The organism is Henriciella aquimarina, assembly GCF_002088975.1.
In the GTDB taxonomy this organism is placed as follows: Bacteria; Pseudomonadota; Alphaproteobacteria; order Caulobacterales; family Hyphomonadaceae; genus Henriciella; species Henriciella aquimarina.
Genome location: NZ_NCST01000092.1, coordinates 42,691 through 59,150, shown reverse-complemented (window position 1 = coordinate 59,150; position 16,460 = coordinate 42,691). Strand labels below are relative to the sequence as shown.

The window sequence follows — 16,460 nt, the reverse complement described above, 5'->3', positions numbered from 1 at the left end:
AAGTATCCGTCTTCGTCAAGTCCGGCTTGGAACCCAGTTTCGGCTATCGCGAAGCAGACTGTTCGCCAGGACGATAAGCTTTCTCATTATGGCTGTGATGGCCAGTTTTGGCGCTTTTCCGGTGGCGACCATCATCTGGTATTTCGCGCTGAATTCCGGATTATGCTTTATGCTAACGAGGGTGGGCATATAGAGCGCCTGTCGCAAATGTGCTCTTCCACCTTGTATGTATCGCTTGCCTCGAAACGTGCCGCTGTCCCGAGCGATCGGAGCAAGTCCTGCAAGACTGGCGGCCGCCTTGTGATCGATGAAGCCGAGTTCGGGCATCTCGGTCAGAAGCATGATCGCGGTTGTTTCTCCAATGCCAGGAATAGTCTGTAGAATGTCGAATCTGGCTTTCAGGAATTCATCATCACGGACCAGCAAACGAAGAGCCGCGTCGATTGCTTTCATGTGACGGTCGATCTGCTCAATCCTTTCCCGTGCCTGGCGCCGCAACAAGGGAGCTATCCGGGCGGAAGACCGGTTGGACGCGCGTGTCCTGTCTTTCACCAGAGCGCGCCGAGCCGATTGTAGCTCTTTCATTTCATTGAACTTGATCGTTCTGTCGCTGACGCGGCGCACAGAAATCATCGCCCCGTATTTTGCGATAAGCCCGGCATCGATCGTGTCTGTTTTCGCCGACACACCCAATGCGTCCGCAAATCGTCGAGCCTGCCGTGGATTGACCTTGCCGAGAGGTATTTCGGCTTTCAGGAAGAACTTCTCGAAGGCAAGATGATACTGCCCGGTCGGTTCATAGAGTAGCTGTTCAAGATGACATCCTGCCATCCAGGTCAGCAATTGCCTGAATCCTTTTTTATCATTCGGGACAGTTATGGTCCTGCCCTCAGGATACATGTGCGCATCCAGAGTGCTCTTTGAAATATCGACGCCGATATGCTGGCGAACTGGTTCGATGGACATTCCAGATCCTTTGCTTGTCGTACGGGCCTAGATGCCCTCGTATCCGTTCAGGTCGCATGGAAATGAAGAGGACGATCAAACTTCCCAACGGCACTTACTCAGCCAGCGCAGGCACGATCCGTTCCTCTACGCCGGCGGGGAAATTGCGCAGTCCCCACCAGCGGTTCTTTTCTAACCAGAAGACCAGGAATCTCTAAGACAAGCGCAGGTCTTCCGGAAAGGTCTCCCCGTCATAACGCAGGTGCAGCCGGGTCACGAAGACGTCGACCGGCTGCGGGCCCGGTCTCGGTCCGGGTCGGATATTGCCCTGATCCTGACCATCCTCGTCGAGCCACATCACGCCGAGCTCCTGAAGCTCGGAGCGTGAGAGCGGTTCGGCGGCACACGGGTCGCACCAGCTCATGTCCCAGGCATATTCCATGAAGACGGCCTTGCCGTTCTCCTTCTCGACCTGGTGGGCGAACATGTCCTTGTAGAAGTCGCCGAACTCATCCTTCACATAGATCGGCACATCCATGTCGGAAGGCAGCTTCTTCGTCTTGTAATTGATCGTCTCGACGCGGCCCTTGCGGGTCATCGTGAAGACGAACAGTTCCTGCTTGCCCTCGGCATTCACCGTGCCGAGCCGGATGGGCAGCATGAAATCCTCATCCTCATAGGCGACCTGGATCGGGCGCAGGAAGCCGGCCTCGTTGTGGCGCTCGAGGTTCACCTTGGCGACGAAGAATTTCATGCCCTGCTTGAGATAGGAGCCGACGACCTCGTCGGCGCCCTCGGGAATGCGGTAGCCATTGCTGTTGAGCCAGGTGATCAACCCGTCGGACTCTTCGGCCGAGAGGATCAGGATGTCGTATTCGCCGACCTCGTATTCCGCCTCGATGGTGACGCCGAGATCCTCGGCTTCGGGCGCGGGTTCGGCCGCTGCCATCTCATCTACTCGCGTGCCTGAAACCGGTACGGACCGATAGACCCGCTGCTCGCAGGGATTCTCGTCATGATACTCGACCAGACGCGGGGCGGTATAGGCATCGAGATGGCCGATCAGGCCGGGATTGGCGACATTGATCTGCTCACGCTCGGGCACTTCGACCACGGGAACGACCATGGCGAATTCTGACGGTTCGCCGCGATAGTCCGACGACATGGTGATCACGGTGCGGTCCCCGTCGCGCGCCAGCGCCACCTTGGAGGCGTCGTTGAACAGGTCGGTATCGGCCTTGGCGACATAAAAGCCGCAAAAGGCCGAGGCCGGGGCGCTAAGGGCGAGCGAGCCGAGACCAAGCGCCGCCGAGCCTGCCAGATGTCTGAGTTTCATAGTCACGTCCCTCCTTGGACTTTTGGTGTATGCCCCACTGGAACCGGCGGGCGGGAAGCCACCGGTCGAGAAATGGTGTGAAGACCGACAGCGCCGCCAGCGCCATCATCGGCGCGGCGATCACATTCGGGCCGATGATGAGCCAGGCCGTCAGCCCCGCCACTCCGGCCGCGAAGAGCAGCCGGCCCGGACAGGAATCCGGCGTCGAGCGCGGATCGGTAATCATGAAGAAGGTAAAGACCAGCAGCGTGCCCGAAGAGAGCTGATGCATCGGGATCGCCATCGGATCGCCGAGCCAGAGCGCGCGGCCAAACAGAATGGCGGCGAAGGTCGCGATAAAGCCGAGCGCGATGTCGAGCCGCTTCACGCTGGAGAGCACCAGCGCGGCCAACGCCATGGCCCAGCCGGCAATCAGCGGCGCCTGTCCCCACTGTCCGGGCGACACCCAGACATCCCGGCCGAAAAGAAGGATCATGGCGACGATGCCGAGACAGGCCGGGTTGAAGAGGTGCTTGCCCTTGTAGCGGATCGCAAACTTCGCCCCGACGCCGACCAGGCCAGCCGCCACCCACATCCAGGGCTCGCTTGCCCGCAACAGGATCGAGAGCGAGAGCGCAGTGATCGCCGCCGACTTCCACTCGAACCGGCAGCCAACGGCCCACGCGCCAATGATCTGCGCGGTGAGCGTGCCGGTCAGCGCGGCAATGAGGTGTTCGGGCCGGGCACCGAAATCCGTGGTCCAGACAGAGATCGCAAACAGACCTGACAAGGCCAGGATCTGCCAGTGGCGCGCGTCACGGTTGAGCCCGCGAAACACGCTGAGCGGTGCGTCCCTCACATCCATTCATGACAGAGAATACACGAAAAACGGGCAAAATGGGGCGAAGATTTGGAATCTCGCCCCGCCTGGTTGGCCGGCTTACTTGCTCGCCGCGCTGGCCAGGGTCTTCACCGACTGGGCCTCGGCCATGTCGCAGGCCATATAGTGGTCGCCGGTGGCGATGACGATCTTGTCCGTCAGACCGGACACCGAGAGCGGACCGGCTTCGGAACGGATATAGCAGTTGCGGCAGCCCGTGGCCGTGACCGGCCCCATCAGGACATTGCCGTCTGCATCCTTTTCCGACAGCTCCCAGAGTGCCTTGTAGTCGCCGACATCGCTCCAGCCCATTTCGACCGGCACAGCCATGACGGAAGGAAATTTCTCCATGATGGCGTAGTCGATCGAGGTGTTCGGGCAGGCATCGAAGACACCGGCGTCGATCTCGCTTTCTTCCTGGGTCGCAATCGCTTGCGGCAGGGCGCGGGTGACATTGTCGAGAATTTCGGGCGCATGGGTACGGAACGCGTCCAGCATTGTCCCCGCCCGGAACAGAAAGATCCCGGCATTCCAGAGATAGTGTCCGGAATCGAGATAGGCTTGCGCCTTGTCCAGAAGCGGCTTCTCGACAAATTTCCGCGCCTTGCGCACACAGGTCTCGCCCGGCTCGATATCGATATAGCCATAGCCCGTGGCCGGGAAGGAGGGCGTGATGCCGAAGGTGACGATATGGCCGTCCCGCGCAGCCGCCGCGCCAGCCCCGACGGCCTTGCGGAAAAGGTCCGGGCGCAGGATGGAGTGATCGGCCGGCAGGACGAGCAGCAGGGCGTCTTCCGGCGCGGCCAGCGCGGCCGCGGCAACCGCAGCGGCGGAATTACGCCCGAACGGCTCCAGGATCCGCCGGGCGCCGGGCACCTCGTCGCGGATCATGTCCCGATGGCGCACACTGCCGACGACGAGCGTCTGCGCGAAACGCAGGCCGGCCTTATCATCATCGCACATGCGCGCGGCTGTCTGGGCGAGCATCGAGGCCTGCCCGTCCAGCTTCAGAAACTGCTTCGGGCGCTCGGGCGTCGACAGCGGCCACAGCCGCGTCCCGCTACCGCCACAGAGAATGACAGGGGTGATCTCAAGCGTTTCCAAGGCGCTCTCCTGTTCCGCCCGCACGGCAAGGGTCCGCTGCAGGCATGCTGGTTCGTCGCATGAGCTCCTGCAAGAACCATGTCAGTTTGCCCCGGCACCGCGGACCGGAACGATCAGGGGGATTTTGCGATTTTTTCGAGATAAGCGCCATAGGTGGACGATTTGAGCTTCCTAGCCTGTTTCAGGAGCTGTTCACGCGTGAGATAGCCGAGCCGGTAGCCGATCTCCTCGAGGCACGCGATCTTCATCCCCTGACGCTCCTCGATGGAGGCGATGAACTGGGCAGCTTCCAGCAGCGAATCGTGGGTGCCGGCGTCGAGCCAGGCAAATCCGCGCCCCATCAAATTCGCCCGCAACTGCCCCTCTTCCAGGTAAAGGCTGTTGAGCTCGGTGATTTCAAGCTCCCCGCGGTCGGACGGCGTCAGCGTGCGGGCCTTGGCGGGCGCTGTTGAATCGTAGAAATAAAGCCCGGTCACGGCGAAGTTGGACTTCGGCTTGCGCGGCTTTTCCTCGATCGACAGGACCCGGCCTTCACCGTCGAACTCGACCACGCCATAGGCGCGCGGATCGGCCACCTGATAGGCGAAGATCTCCGCGCCGCTCTCGAAGCCTTTCGCCTCCGCCAGAATTTCGGGCAGGCCGTGGCCATAGAAGATATTATCACCCAGCACGAGCGCACAGGGCTCTCCGTCGAGGAAGTCCTCGCCGATAATCAGGGCTTCCGCGATGCCGCGCGGCTGGTCCTGTTCGGCATAGGTGATGGAGACCCCGAATTCCGATCCGTCGCCCAGCAGCTTTTCGAAGGCGGTGCGGTCTTCCGGCTTGGTCAGGATCAGGAAGTCCTGGATCCCGGCGAGCATCAGCACGCTGATCGGGTAATAGATCATCGGCTTGTCATAGACCGGCATCAGCTGCTTCGAGATGCTGCGCGTCAGGGGATAGAGGCGCGAGCCATTGCCCCCGGCCAGTACGATGCCCTTCATTTGCGCTCCTCCTGCATCAGGCCGAGTCTCGATCCGGCACGCCCGTCGGCGGCCAGCCTGTTCAGCCACTCGCCCTGGCCGAGATACCAGTCCACCGTGCGGACCAGGCCCTCTTTCAGGTCGCAGGCCGGGTGCCAACCAAGCGCCTCGGTGATCTTTGCGTGGTCGATGGCATAGCGCTGGTCATGACCGGGTCGGTCCGCCACCATCTCGATGAGCTGGCGGCTCGCACCCGCCTCCCGGCCGAGACGGTCATCCACGAGGTCGCAAACGGTGCGCGCGAGGTCGAGATTGGTCATGGTGGCGTCCCCGCCGACGCAATAGGTCTCGCCCGCCTCTCCGCTATTGGCGACCCGCAGCAAGGCGTCGGCATGATCGTCGACGAACAGCCAGTCACGCACCTGCTGGCCGTCACCATAGATCGGGATCGCCTCTTCACGCAGCGCCTTCATCACGATGGTGGGGATGAATTTTTCCGGGAATTGCCACGGCCCGTAATTGTTCGAACAGTTCGTGATGATGGCTGGAAAGCCATAGGTGCGGTGCCAGGCCCGCACCAGCATGTCCGCCGAAGCCTTGGAGGCTGAATAGGGCGAATTAGGCTGATAGGGCGAGGCTTCGTTGAAAGCGCCCGAGGCGATGGAGCCATAGACCTCGTCGGTCGAGATCTGAATGAAGCGGAAGCCGTCTTCGTCTCCAGCTTCCTGCAGCCAGGTCCGGCAGGTGTCGAGCAGCGTATGCACGCCGTTGATATTGGTGCGGATAAAAGCCTGCGGATCGTCGATGGAGCGGTCGACATGGGTTTCCGCGGCCAGGTTGAAGACCCGGTCCGGACGAAAGGCCCGGAGGCTCTCGGCCATCGTCGCGCCATCGCAGATGTCGGCCTGCAGGAAGCTGTAGCGCTCATCGCCCGCAATCGCCGCGAGGCTGTCGGGATTGGCCGCATAGGTCAGCTTGTCGATATTGAGGACACTATGGCCCTGCGCAAGCGCGCGGCGGATGAGGGCTGACCCGATGAAGCCGGCGCCGCCGGTGACGAGAAGTCTCATTTCTCTACCCTACCGCAATCACGTTCGACCGGAATGCCCGCAAGACACTGTGCGCAGATCATGGCCGGCCCTCTTCGGCACCAGAGGGTGGCCTAGCCTTTCGCCCCGCCTCTCGGCAAGGGATTTTGCACGAAGGCACACAACCGTCTGGAGAAGGCCTTGGGGCGCCCTGCACTCAGAAACGACATTGACGGGGATGACCGCGCAGGCAATCAAGCCCGCATGGGCATACAGAATCTCGAGACATTTTCCATTCCGGGCCCCGCCCTGATCACGCTGGCGACGCATGGCGACGAGCGCGGCTGGTTCTGCGAGACATGGAATGCGCGCGACTGGGCCGTGGCCGGCCTGCCCCAGGTCGACTGGGTGCAGGACAATCAGGCCTTTTCCGCCGCGCCGGGCACGACGCGCGGCCTGCATTTTCAGGCCCCGCCGCATGCCCAGGCCAAGCTGGTCCAGGTCATCCGGGGCGAGATCTTCGACGCCATCGTCGACCTGCGCGAAGGCTCACCGACCTATGGCCGCAGCCTGCACGTGACGCTGAGCGCGAAACAGCCCCAGCTTTTCTATGTGCCGGTCGGGTTTGCCCATGGCTACCAGACGCTCGCGACCAATACGCTGGTGACCTACAAGGTGTCCGACCACTACGCGCCGGACTGCGAGGGCGGGCTGCTCTGGTGCGATACCGGGCTTTCCATCCCGTGGCCGCGCCCGGACGATGTCGTCATGTCGGGACGCGACTTTACCTGGCCGGGCCTTGCGAAACTCGACTCCCCCTTCACCTACGACTCATGACCGAGACGAACCGCATATTGGTGGCCGGCGGGATGGGCCGGCTCGGCCAGGCGCTGGCGCGGCAGGGCTGCCGGGCGCTGGGCCGCGACCGGATGGACATCACCAACCCGACCCAGCTCGCGTCCGTGATCGAACAGACCGCACCGTCGGTCATCATCAATGCCGCTGCCTACACGGCGGTCGATCACGCCGAAGCCGAGCCCGAGACCGCCAACCGGATCAATGCCACCGGCGCAGGCCTGCTGGCGCGTCTGGCCGCCGTCGCCGGCATCCCGCTGATCCAGGTCTCCACCGACATGGTGTTCAGCGAGGGCGATCCCGGCGAGCCAAAGCGCGAATCGGCCTGGACCGCGCCGACATCGGTCTATGGCGCCTCAAAGCTCGAAGGCGAGACGCTGGTGCGTTCGGCTGGCGGGCGCCATCTCGTCACGCGGGTAAGCTGGCTTTTCTCCGATGAGGGCGAGAGCTTCATCACCAAGATCCTGGCGCATGGCGCGAAGAATGCCGAGTTGAAACTGGTCGATGACGAGACCGGCCGCCCGACCCATGTCGATGCCCTGGCGAGCCAGCTCGTGGCCCTGGCGGCTAAATTGGCAAAGGGCGAGAGCTTGCCCGGCGTGCTGCATCTCGGGCCGCCCAATCCTGTCAGCCGGTTTGGCTGGGCCGAGCAGGTCTTTGCCGCCGCCGCGAAGGCCGGTGGGCCGTCCCCAGCCCTCACGCCTGTGCCCGGCTCCGCATTCGAGACCCCGGCGCCGCGCCCGAGAGGCGTCGTGCTCGATGTCAGCGCGGCTGAAAGGCTGCTGGGGCCGATGCCGGACTGGCGGGCCGCCAGCGATGAGGTCGTGCGCCTGGCCCTGAAGGCCTAGCCGAGCGCGGCCTCGTAGATGCGCTCATAGTCTTCCTGTCCAGCCGGCTTGGCATTGCCGCGGTGGGCAAGGTCGGCCAGGGCATATTCGACCACGCCCGGCCCGTCGGAAGCTTCCAGACCGATGTCCTTCAGCGTGTTCGGAATACCGATCGCCTCATTCAGCCGTGAGATGGCATCGGCGAGGTCGGCCCCCTCCTTCAGCCCCATGGCAAAGCGCAGGCGCTCGTATTTGCGCTCGGCCGCGCCCTCATTGAAACGCAGAAGATGCGGCAGGAAAATCGCGTTCAGCGTGCCGTGGTGCAGCTTCTTCTCATGCAGGCGCCCGGCGGCATGCGACAGGGCGTGGACACTGCCAAGCCCCTTGGAAAAGGCGAGCGCGCCTTCATAGGAGGCCATCATCATGTTCCAGCGCGCATCCGGATCGGACCCATCCTCGACGGCGCGCTGCAGCCAGCCATCGCCAATCGCGCGGGTGAGCCCGTCATAGCCGACACCCTCGGCCGGCGGATTGGAGGCCGGCACCAGCACCGCCTCGATACAGTGGGTGACCGCATCCATGCCGGTCGCCGCCGTCATCATCTTCGGCAGGCCAAAGGTGAGGTCCGGGTCGCAGATTGCCACCGGCGGGATGAGGTTGGGCGACGCAAAGGTCTCCTTACGGCCATTGTTCAGCGTGGTGATCATGCCGACCGAGACTTCCGACCCCGTACCCGCCGTCGTGGGAATGGCGATCAGCGGCGGCAGCTTGCTGATATGTTTCGAGCCGCCCGACATGGCCGCATACTTCTCAAGCGGGCCGCCATGGCTCGCCAGCAGGCCGACCGCCTTGGAGAGGTCCATACTGGAGCCGCCGCCCAGAGCGATGATGCCGTCGGCACCTGCGCTCTTGTAGAGATCGGTGACCTTGATGGCCTGGTCTTCGGTCGGGTTCGCGACCGTTTCAGCGAAGACGCCTGCCGGCTCGACGCCCAACGCATCGAGGATGGTCTCGAGGATCCCGGCGGTCTTGATGCCCGGATCGGTGATCACGAAGGGCTTCGACACCCCTTGTCCCCGCAGCACGCCGGGCAGCTTCTGGATCGCGCCGTGGTCGAAGATGCAGGTGTTGAGGAAAGTCATGACAGGCATGGATCGTCTCGCTTTCAGGCGTGGAAATAAGTCACTTCCCGCCAAGTAAGACGAGCGGGATCGGCGACGCAAGACTGCCCCGCGCGTCAATCTGCCCGCACGCCCCCTTGAGACAGGCCTTCACGTCCGGCAGGACAAGGGCCACAACAGGAAGAAAGGCGAGCAGAATGGCAGACACTCTCCGCATCGGATTGCTTGGCGCCGCCCGGATCACGCCGAAAGCCGTCTGCGATCCGGCGCATGTCATCCCGCGCGTCCGGCTGGAAGGCGTTGCCGCGCGCGACAAACGCCGCGCCGCCGAGTTCGCCGAACTTCACCGGGTCCATCAGGTCTTCGACAGCTACGAGCCGCTCCTGGAAAGCCCGGACATCGACCTCATCTACAATCCCCTGCCCATCAACCGCCACGCGGAATGGACCATCCGCGCCCTCGAAGCCGGCAAGCATGTGCTCTGCGAGAAGCCCTTCGCTATGAATGCCGGGGAAGCAAAGGAGATGCAGGCGGCCGCCGGAAAAGCGGGCAAGCGCCTGATCGAGGCATTCCACTATCGCTATCATCCGGCCTTTCAGCAGTGTCTCGACTGGATCGAGGCGGGCCGCATCGGCACGGTGCGCGAGATCGAGGCCGATTTCTGCGTCGAAATCCGCGACAGCGATGACGAGATCCGACAGCTGCCCGAGACCGGTGGCGGGGCGATGATGGACCTTGGCTGCTACCCGTTGAGCTGGACGCTCCAGGCCCTGGGCGAAGCGCCGATCTCGGTCGAGGCGGAAGCCACGCTGACCAGGCGCGGCGTCGATGAGAGCCTGACGGCGACCCTCGGCTTCGAAAGCGGGGCCGTGGCGAAACTCTCCACCAGCATGGCGCCCGGCACACCGTTCAAGGCGGCCATGACCATTGCTGGCAGCAAGGGGCGCATCCACTTCGAAAAACCCATCTTCCCGCACCGGGGCGGGCACCTCCGGCTGGAAACAGAAAACGGCGGGCACGAAGAGGCCACGATCAGCCCCATCTCGACCTATACCTGGCAGCTCGCGGCTGTGCTCGATGCGCTTCACACCGACACACCGCTGCCGACCGAAGGCGCGGTGATCCAGACCCAGCAAACCCAGCTCGACGCGATCTATGAGGCGGCCGGCCTGCGCCACCTGCGCGATCGCTGACTGGTGCTGCCTGTTGACTTGGCCCGGCCCGTCGGGCCCGATACCGGCTGGATATTCTTCAAAGACAACAGGACGTGCCCGTGAGCGACCCCATCCTTTCCGTCCGAGACCTGAAGATCGATTTCGACACCCCGGACGGGACGGTGAACGCCGTGAAAGGCACGAGCTTCGAGGTCGCCCCGGGCGAATGCGTCGGCATTGTCGGGGAGTCCGGCTCCGGCAAGAGCCAGTCGGCGCTCGCGGCCATGGGCCTCATCGCGGACAATGGCACAGTCACCGGCTCGGTCAAATTCGGCGGCCAGGAAATGGTCGGCGCGAAGGCGTCTACGCTGCGCAAGGTGCGCGGCGCCCAGATGTCGATGATCTTCCAGGATCCGCTGACCTCGCTCACCCCGCACATGACGGTCGGCGCGCAGATGCGCGAAGTGCTGGCCCTGCACAAGGGGCTGAAGGGCGAAGCGGCCACCAAGCGCTGTGTCGACTGGCTCGAACAAGTGCGCATCCCGGAAGCCCGCCGCCGGCTCGACCAGTTCCCGCATGAGCTCTCCGGCGGCATGCGCCAGCGCGTCATGGTCGCCATCGCCATGCTGTGCGGGCCGAAACTGCTGCTCGCCGACGAACCGACCACCGCGCTCGACGTCACCGTTCAGGCGCAGGTTCTGGACCTGATGTACGACCTGAAGAAAGACACCGGCACCGGCATTGTCCTGATCACCCACGATATGGGTGTCGTCGCGCGCATGTGTGATCGCGTGGTCGTGATGAAGGATGGCGAGATCGTCGAGACCGGTACCAGCGACGACATCTTCTACGCCCCGCAGCACGACTACACGAAAATGCTGCTTAACGCCGTGCCGCGCATCGACCAGCCGAACCGCGAAGGCCGCCCGAAACTGGGCGAGGTCCCGCAAGCAGCCACCGAGCCGCTGGTGAAGGCGCGCGATGTGAAGGTGCAGTTCCCGGTCAATATCGGCGGCGGGCTGTTCGGCAAGACCAAGATGCTGCGGGCCGTCGACGGCGTCTCCTTCGACCTGCGCCCCGGCGAGACGCTGGGCGTGGTCGGCGAATCCGGCTGCGGCAAGTCCACCCTGGCGCGCGCGGTGCTCAACCTCGTGCCATCGACCGCCGGCACCGTCGCCTGGATGGGCCGCGACATCACCCAGGCCAGCCACAAGGAGATGAACAATCTCCGCGACGACCTCCAGATCGTCTTCCAGGACCCGCTTGCCTCGCTCGACCCGCGCATGACCATCGGCCAGTCTATCGCCGAACCGCTGACGGTGCACAAGCCGGAGCTGTCCAAGGCCGAGCGCGAGAAACAGGTGAAGGACTTCCTGCCGCGCGTCGGCCTGTCCCCGGCGCTTATCAACCGCTATCCGCATGAGCTTTCTGGCGGCCAGAACCAGCGCGTCGGCATCGCCCGCGCCATGATCCTGCGGCCCAAGCTGCTCGTCTGCGACGAGGCGGTCTCCGCCCTCGATGTCTCGGTGCAGGCCCAGGTGGTCGACCTGCTGATCGAGCTGCAGAAGGAATTCGACCTCGCCATGATCTTCATCAGCCACGATCTTTCCGTGGTGCGCGAGATCAGCCACCGCATCATGGTGCTCTATCTCGGCAAGGTGGTGGAGCTGGCCGACCGACACGCGATCTACGAGGATGCCCGCCACCCTTACACAAAGGCGCTGATCTCGGCGGTGCCGACACCGGACCCGAAATTCGAGCGCGGCAAGGACCGCGTCAAGCTGCATGGCGACCTGCCCTCCCCGCTCGACCGGCGCTCGCCGCTGCGCTTCATGAAGTCCGTGATCGTCGACGATCCGGATGCCGAGCAGTACAATCCGAAGCTGATCGAGGTCGCCCCCGGCCACCTCGTTGCCGAGCACGACCCGTATGAGGGCGTTGAAGGGCTTTACTTAAAAAGGACCGAGGCGGCATGAGAGGCTGAGACGCCAGCGAAGCGACGTGTGGTCCCCTCTTGCATAAGGTCCCTGGCGGAATCGATCGAGCTGAGGGCTATTTCGAAAAATTCCAGTTCCAGCTCACTCTCTGCCGCTTGTTTAAGCTCCTGCAAATCAAACATTATCTTGGCAATAATCGTGTGACGGCGTCTATCGACCCTGAATGCGCCAAGCAGGTTTTCCGTACTACATGCCCAGCTTTCAGCCTTGGAGCGTTGCTTGAAGGTCCTTGAGAGATAGGCTGGTTTGCGGCGAATTTGCACACGCCAGCTGCCGGAAGGGAGTTGATAAATCGTTGCCATTCCAGTCTCCTGCTCGAGGGTGCGGTCAGCCATTGCGCCGACAAACCCGACGCCACCGATTGTGAAATAAGTGTAGCGCCGTTTAGCTGGCGGTTCAGTGTCATTGCAGGCCGAACGATGCAAAGAGGTACACTGCCATACACAATGCCGATGGATACGCCTCAATAAGCGCAAGGTAACGGCCTCCGCCTGGCTTTCCGATACATACCCCGAAACCAGTATCAGGCGCGCCCTCACTCCCCTGCCCGCCGCAGCACGATCTCCCCGCCCGAGCGCTCCACCTCCAGCGGCAGGAAGAGTTCAAGATTCTCGGAAAAGGCGTCCGGCTCACCGGCCGGAAAAGCCCCGCTCACCCGTTCGCCAGCGAGCCCTTCATCGGCAATCACAAGCGTCACATCGGAATACCGGTTCATCTCGGCGACGGCCTCGGCAAGCGTCGTTGCGTCAAACACAATCATCCCGGCCTGCCAGCCGGTGACCTGCGCGGGATCGACCCCGGTCACAGACACCGCCCCCGCACGATCCATAATGAGCTGCTCGCCCGGAGAAAGCCTGCGTCCGGGCCTGCCCGTCCCGCGCACCTCGACGGAGCCGTCCACCAGCGTCACTGCGACCGCGTCGTCACCGGTGCGGATATTGAACCGCGTGCCAAGCGCCTCCGTGCGGCTTGGTCCCGCCCTGACCACAAAGGGCCGGTCTTCCTTTGCCACATCGAACAGGGCCTCGCCTGAAGAGAGGAGAATGCCGCGCGTCTCCTTGCCAAGCGTCACCTCGACCCGGCTCGCCGTGTTCAGCGTCACGGATGAACCATCGGCAAGCGCCACCTCCCGGATCTCGCCCACCGCGGTCTGGTAGACCTCCGGCTCGGCCGCCCTGCCCTGCGGCCAGAGACCGATCACGACCAGTCCGACAAGCAGCGCGGCGGCCACCCCGCCAAGCCAGCCGGCCCAGGCGGGAACACGTCCGTCCCTCCGCTTGTGGCCACCCGCCTTCGCGGCCCGGCCGAAGGCGGTGCGGTCGGTGACCACCAGCGTGCGTTCGATTTCGGCAAAGGCGGCGGCATTGGCCGGATCGCTCTCCCAGGCCTGGAACGCGTCCCAGCGCTCGGCAGAGAGGTCGGGCTCCTGCAATTCGCCATACCAGGCCGCGGCGGCTTTCAGCCGCGCGGAATGCGTGTCGTCACCAGCCGCCATGCGTATCACCCTGCCGGGGGATCTCCCCCGCCTTCCAAGCGTGAGAGGCGTTCGGCAATGGCTGCCAGCGCCTCGGCGACATCACTCTTGGCGGTTCTGACCGAGACTGACAAGCGCCGGGCGACCTGGCTGTAGGTGAGCCCCTCATAGCGGTGCAGCCGCAGGGCCTCGCGCCGGCGTTCCGGCAGGGCGGCAATCGCCTGTTCGGCAATCCTGAGAAGCTGGGCATCCATGAGCTGTCTCTCCGGGGTGGCGGTCCGGGCACAGGCGATCACCTCGCCTACCCCGCTGAATTCGACAGACGCCCTCGCCTGGCGCCGGTATCCGGATTTCAGGAAATTGACCGTCAGATTGCGCAGCGTCACGAACAAGAGCCGGCGCAATTCCTCGCCCTCCCTGTCCGGATAGGCCCGCCCCACAGCCACAAAGGCCTCCTGCACCAGATCCTCGGCATCCGCCCGGTTGCCCACCCGCAGCCGCGCCAGCCGCAGGAGCTGCTCGCGCTGGCCGGAAAAGACTGCTTGCAATGAAACGGCACATTGTACTGAAGAAACGGACGTTTCATCGGGTGCCGAAACGCTAGTCGTAGCGATCAATTTCTGAGTCATAAGCAAGTCACAATAGCTGAGTGCAACTATCAAAGCAGGCAGTGTGATCGCCATCCTGACGTCTATGCCCGCAAAAAGGATGAGGCTTTACTCTCAAGCTGGATCTGTTCGGCACCAGTTACCTCCTACACAGACGGTGGGCATCCTCACTACTGAAATACACACTATAGTACATAACACAAGAATATGTAAGCGATATTCTTGTGGCATGGATATGCGGAAGCTGGTGGGCCGAAATTTTGCGCGTCTGCGCCGCGAGAAGCACCTGACCCAAGAGGAGGTCGAGGTCCGTTCCGGTTTCAGTCAACAATATCTGAGTGGTCTGGAGCGGGGCAAACGAAACCCGACCATTGTAACCTTATATGAACTTTCCCAAGCACTTGGCGTATCGCACGTGGATCTAGTGATGCCAGACAAGAAGACCCACCTAAAAGATTGAAAGCCTACGCTGCGCTATTCCTCTAAGAACGAATATATAAGCCAAATTTGCGATGTCTAAGACCGCTCCCTTGGCAGATCCGGCTACGGTAATTCCACTCTAGAACACGCGGTATTCAACCTTGTTTCATCCCGGCTCGACTGTCGCTCGCCGCTGCGCTTTATGAAGTCCGTGATCGTCGACGATCCGGATGCCGAGCAGTACAATCCGAAGCTGATCGAGGTCGCCCCCGGCCACCTCGTTGCCGAACACGACTCGTATGAGGGCGTCGAAGGACTCTACGTGAGAGAGACAGAGATGGCTTGAGGCACAAGCGCTGTTGCCTTCACCGCCAATCGGGTAAGACGCGGCATGTCTCTTCCACCGGACCTACAGGACAGTCTCCTCGCCCTTGGCCGCGCATTGCAGACCTGCCGGGATGATTGGGCGCTGATTGGCAGTGCCGCGCTTACCCTTCATGGTATAGACGCCGGCGATGTAGGTGACCTTGATATCCTGCTAAGTGCGGACGACGCCCGCTCGATAGCCAAAGACTACGGCATCGCCGTCCAGGCCCCGGCAGAGCATTCGCTCTTCAGGTCCGACGTCTTTTTTGGGCTACGCCTTGGACAGTACGACGTGGACTTCATGGCAAATTTCCATGTCAGGAAAGCCGGAGAATTGCACCAGGTCCCGGTTCCCGAAACCGAACCGGTTCAGCTTGGTAAGATCACCCTCAAAGTCGCCACGCTGGATGCGATGAAAGCGCTGCTGACCCTCTTCGGGCGCCCAAAGGATCTAGCCCGCCTGAGACGGCTTTGAGCCTGGCGAAAGCCTAGGCCCGCACCGTTTCATGGATGGTCTTGAGCGTTTTCAGCAGCGGTTCGGCACTTTCCAGCGGCAAGCAGCTTGGCCCGTCGCAGAGCGCCTTGTCCGGGTCCGGGTGGAATTCCAGGAAAATGCCGTCAGCACCAGCCGCCACAGCCGACTTCGCGATCACGGAAACCCCTTCGCGCCGCCCACCGGTCGAGCCGCCGGCGGTGCGCGGGTCGGCGCCCGGCAGCTGCACGGCATGGGTCGCGTCGATCGTCACCGGCACGCCCAGCGCCTTCATCGCCGGAATACCCAGCATGTCGACGACAAGATTGTTGTAGCCAAAGCTCGCGCCGCGCTCGCAGAGGATGGTCGGGTTCTTCGATCCCGTAACTTCCCCCACCTTGGAAATGATGTTCTTGCAGTCCCACGGTGCCAGGAACTGGGCTTTCTTCACGTGCAGCCAGCCATCGCGCGCGGCGACGGCCTTCGCCCCGGCGACCACGAGATCGGTCTGGCGGCAAAGGAAGGCCGGCACCTGGATCACCTCGGCCACTTCGGCGACCGGCTCTGCCTGCTCAGGCGTGTGATAGTCGGTGATGACCGGCACATCGAAGGCGGTCTTCACATCGGAGAAGATCTTCAGCCCCTCCTCGAGCCCCGGCCCGCGATAGGAACTGATCGAGGAGCGGTTCGCCTTGTCGAAGCTCGCCTTGAAGATATAGGGCAGCTCCAGGCGCTCGCAGACGGCTTTCAGATGCTCGCAGATGGTGAGCGCCAGATCGCGGCTCTCAAGCACATTCATGCCGGCCATGACGGTCAGTGGCTGGCCGTCCCCGATGGAAATGCCGTGTGCGGGAAGGGTGAGTTTCGCCATGTCAGGAGCCTTCTCTCTTTGCGCTGAGCGATTAGACAAGTCCGGCGAAACGGGCAAGGTT

Annotated in this window: 18 protein-coding genes; 7 read left to right on the top strand and 11 right to left on the bottom strand. The window is 62.8% G+C overall.

Features of this window, described 5'->3' with window-relative positions:
- Positions 1-15: 15 nt before the first annotated feature.
- From B8784_RS14775 to rfbB, 6 genes are all read right to left on the bottom strand, one after another.
- Positions 16-966 (bottom strand): IS110 family RNA-guided transposase, encoded by a 951-nt coding sequence (locus B8784_RS14775; protein ID WP_084396263.1) that lies wholly within the window; start codon positions 964-966, stop codon positions 16-18.
- 193 nt (positions 967-1,159) lie between these two features.
- Positions 1,160-2,281 (bottom strand): DUF2330 domain-containing protein, encoded by a 1,122-nt coding sequence (locus B8784_RS14770; RefSeq protein WP_084398705.1) that lies wholly within the window; start codon positions 2,279-2,281, stop codon positions 1,160-1,162.
- Positions 2,223-3,119, bottom strand: coding sequence for an RnfABCDGE type electron transport complex subunit D (locus B8784_RS14765; RefSeq protein WP_233356165.1), 897 nt, complete (start codon positions 3,117-3,119; stop codon positions 2,223-2,225). The genes B8784_RS14770 and B8784_RS14765 overlap by 59 nt, the downstream gene beginning before the upstream one ends.
- A gap of 81 nt (positions 3,120-3,200) precedes the next feature.
- Complete coding sequence (locus B8784_RS14760) at positions 3,201-4,244, bottom strand: mannose-1-phosphate guanylyltransferase (RefSeq protein WP_158085699.1); 1,044 nt, start codon at positions 4,242-4,244, stop codon at positions 3,201-3,203.
- 113 nt (positions 4,245-4,357) lie between these two features.
- A complete protein-coding gene (rfbA, locus tag B8784_RS14755) occupies positions 4,358-5,227 on the bottom strand; it encodes a glucose-1-phosphate thymidylyltransferase RfbA (RefSeq protein ID WP_084398702.1) in 870 nt (289 codons plus the stop codon).
- Entirely contained in the window at positions 5,224-6,276 is a 1,053-nt protein-coding gene (gene rfbB / locus B8784_RS14750; RefSeq protein ID WP_084398701.1) for a dTDP-glucose 4,6-dehydratase, read from the bottom strand. The genes rfbA and rfbB overlap by 4 nt, the downstream gene beginning before the upstream one ends.
- A gap of 222 nt (positions 6,277-6,498) precedes the next feature.
- Here rfbB and rfbC point away from each other — a divergent pair, with 222 nt between their 5' ends.
- Together rfbC and rfbD are read left to right on the top strand one after the other, a co-directional pair.
- Positions 6,499-7,071, top strand: coding sequence for a dTDP-4-dehydrorhamnose 3,5-epimerase (rfbC, locus tag B8784_RS14745; protein ID WP_084398700.1), 573 nt, complete (start codon positions 6,499-6,501; stop codon positions 7,069-7,071).
- Complete coding sequence (gene rfbD / locus B8784_RS14740) at positions 7,068-7,937, top strand: dTDP-4-dehydrorhamnose reductase (protein WP_084398699.1); 870 nt, start codon at positions 7,068-7,070, stop codon at positions 7,935-7,937. Before rfbC ends, rfbD begins: the two co-directional genes overlap by 4 nt.
- Here rfbD and B8784_RS14735 read toward each other — a convergent pair.
- Positions 7,934-9,067, bottom strand: a complete 1,134-nt coding sequence (locus B8784_RS14735) for an iron-containing alcohol dehydrogenase (RefSeq protein WP_233356164.1) — start codon at positions 9,065-9,067, stop codon at positions 7,934-7,936. The genes rfbD and B8784_RS14735 overlap by 4 nt on opposite strands.
- 167 nt (positions 9,068-9,234) lie before the next feature.
- On the opposite strand from B8784_RS14735, the gene B8784_RS14730 reads away from it, so the two are divergent.
- The gene (locus B8784_RS14730; protein ID WP_084398698.1) at positions 9,235-10,230 is read left to right on the top strand and encodes a Gfo/Idh/MocA family protein; all 996 of its coding nucleotides are present in this window, start codon (positions 9,235-9,237) and stop codon (positions 10,228-10,230) included.
- Positions 10,231-10,310: 80 nt separating this feature from the next.
- The gene (locus B8784_RS14725) at positions 10,311-12,167 is read left to right on the top strand and encodes an ABC transporter ATP-binding protein (RefSeq protein WP_084398697.1); all 1,857 of its coding nucleotides are present in this window, start codon (positions 10,311-10,313) and stop codon (positions 12,165-12,167) included.
- Here the strand turns inward: B8784_RS14725 and B8784_RS14720 are convergent.
- The 3 genes from B8784_RS14720 to B8784_RS14710 form a co-directional block, all read right to left on the bottom strand.
- On the bottom strand, positions 12,140-12,490 hold the full coding sequence (locus B8784_RS14720) for a hypothetical protein (RefSeq protein WP_084398696.1): 351 nt from the start codon (positions 12,488-12,490) through the stop codon (positions 12,140-12,142). The genes B8784_RS14725 and B8784_RS14720 overlap by 28 nt on opposite strands.
- A gap of 233 nt (positions 12,491-12,723) precedes the next feature.
- Entirely contained in the window at positions 12,724-13,683 is a 960-nt protein-coding gene (locus tag B8784_RS14715; protein ID WP_084398695.1) for a FecR family protein, read from the bottom strand.
- Between the two features lie 5 nt (positions 13,684-13,688).
- Positions 13,689-14,210 carry an RNA polymerase sigma factor gene (locus B8784_RS14710; protein WP_158085698.1) on the bottom strand — a complete coding sequence of 174 codons (522 nt, stop codon included), beginning with the start codon at positions 14,208-14,210 and terminating at the stop codon, positions 13,689-13,691.
- 289 nt (positions 14,211-14,499) lie between these two features.
- Here B8784_RS14710 and B8784_RS14705 point away from each other — a divergent pair, with 289 nt between their 5' ends.
- The 3 genes from B8784_RS14705 to B8784_RS14700 all read left to right on the top strand — a co-directional run bounded on the left by B8784_RS14705 (position 14,500) and on the right by B8784_RS14700 (position 15,531).
- Positions 14,500-14,730 carry a helix-turn-helix domain-containing protein gene (locus tag B8784_RS14705; RefSeq protein ID WP_084398693.1) on the top strand — a complete coding sequence of 77 codons (231 nt, stop codon included), beginning with the start codon at positions 14,500-14,502 and terminating at the stop codon, positions 14,728-14,730.
- A 162-nt stretch (positions 14,731-14,892) separates the two neighbouring features.
- The gene (locus tag B8784_RS21655; RefSeq protein WP_158085697.1) at positions 14,893-15,036 is read left to right on the top strand and encodes a hypothetical protein; all 144 of its coding nucleotides are present in this window, start codon (positions 14,893-14,895) and stop codon (positions 15,034-15,036) included.
- 45 nt (positions 15,037-15,081) lie between these two features.
- On the top strand, positions 15,082-15,531 hold the full coding sequence (locus B8784_RS14700; protein WP_084398692.1) for a hypothetical protein: 450 nt from the start codon (positions 15,082-15,084) through the stop codon (positions 15,529-15,531).
- Between the two features lie 13 nt (positions 15,532-15,544).
- On the opposite strand, the gene kdsA is transcribed toward B8784_RS14700, so the two are convergent.
- Positions 15,545-16,399, bottom strand: coding sequence for a 3-deoxy-8-phosphooctulonate synthase (kdsA, locus tag B8784_RS14695; protein ID WP_084398691.1), 855 nt, complete (start codon positions 16,397-16,399; stop codon positions 15,545-15,547).
- Positions 16,400-16,460: the final 61 nt, after the last annotated feature.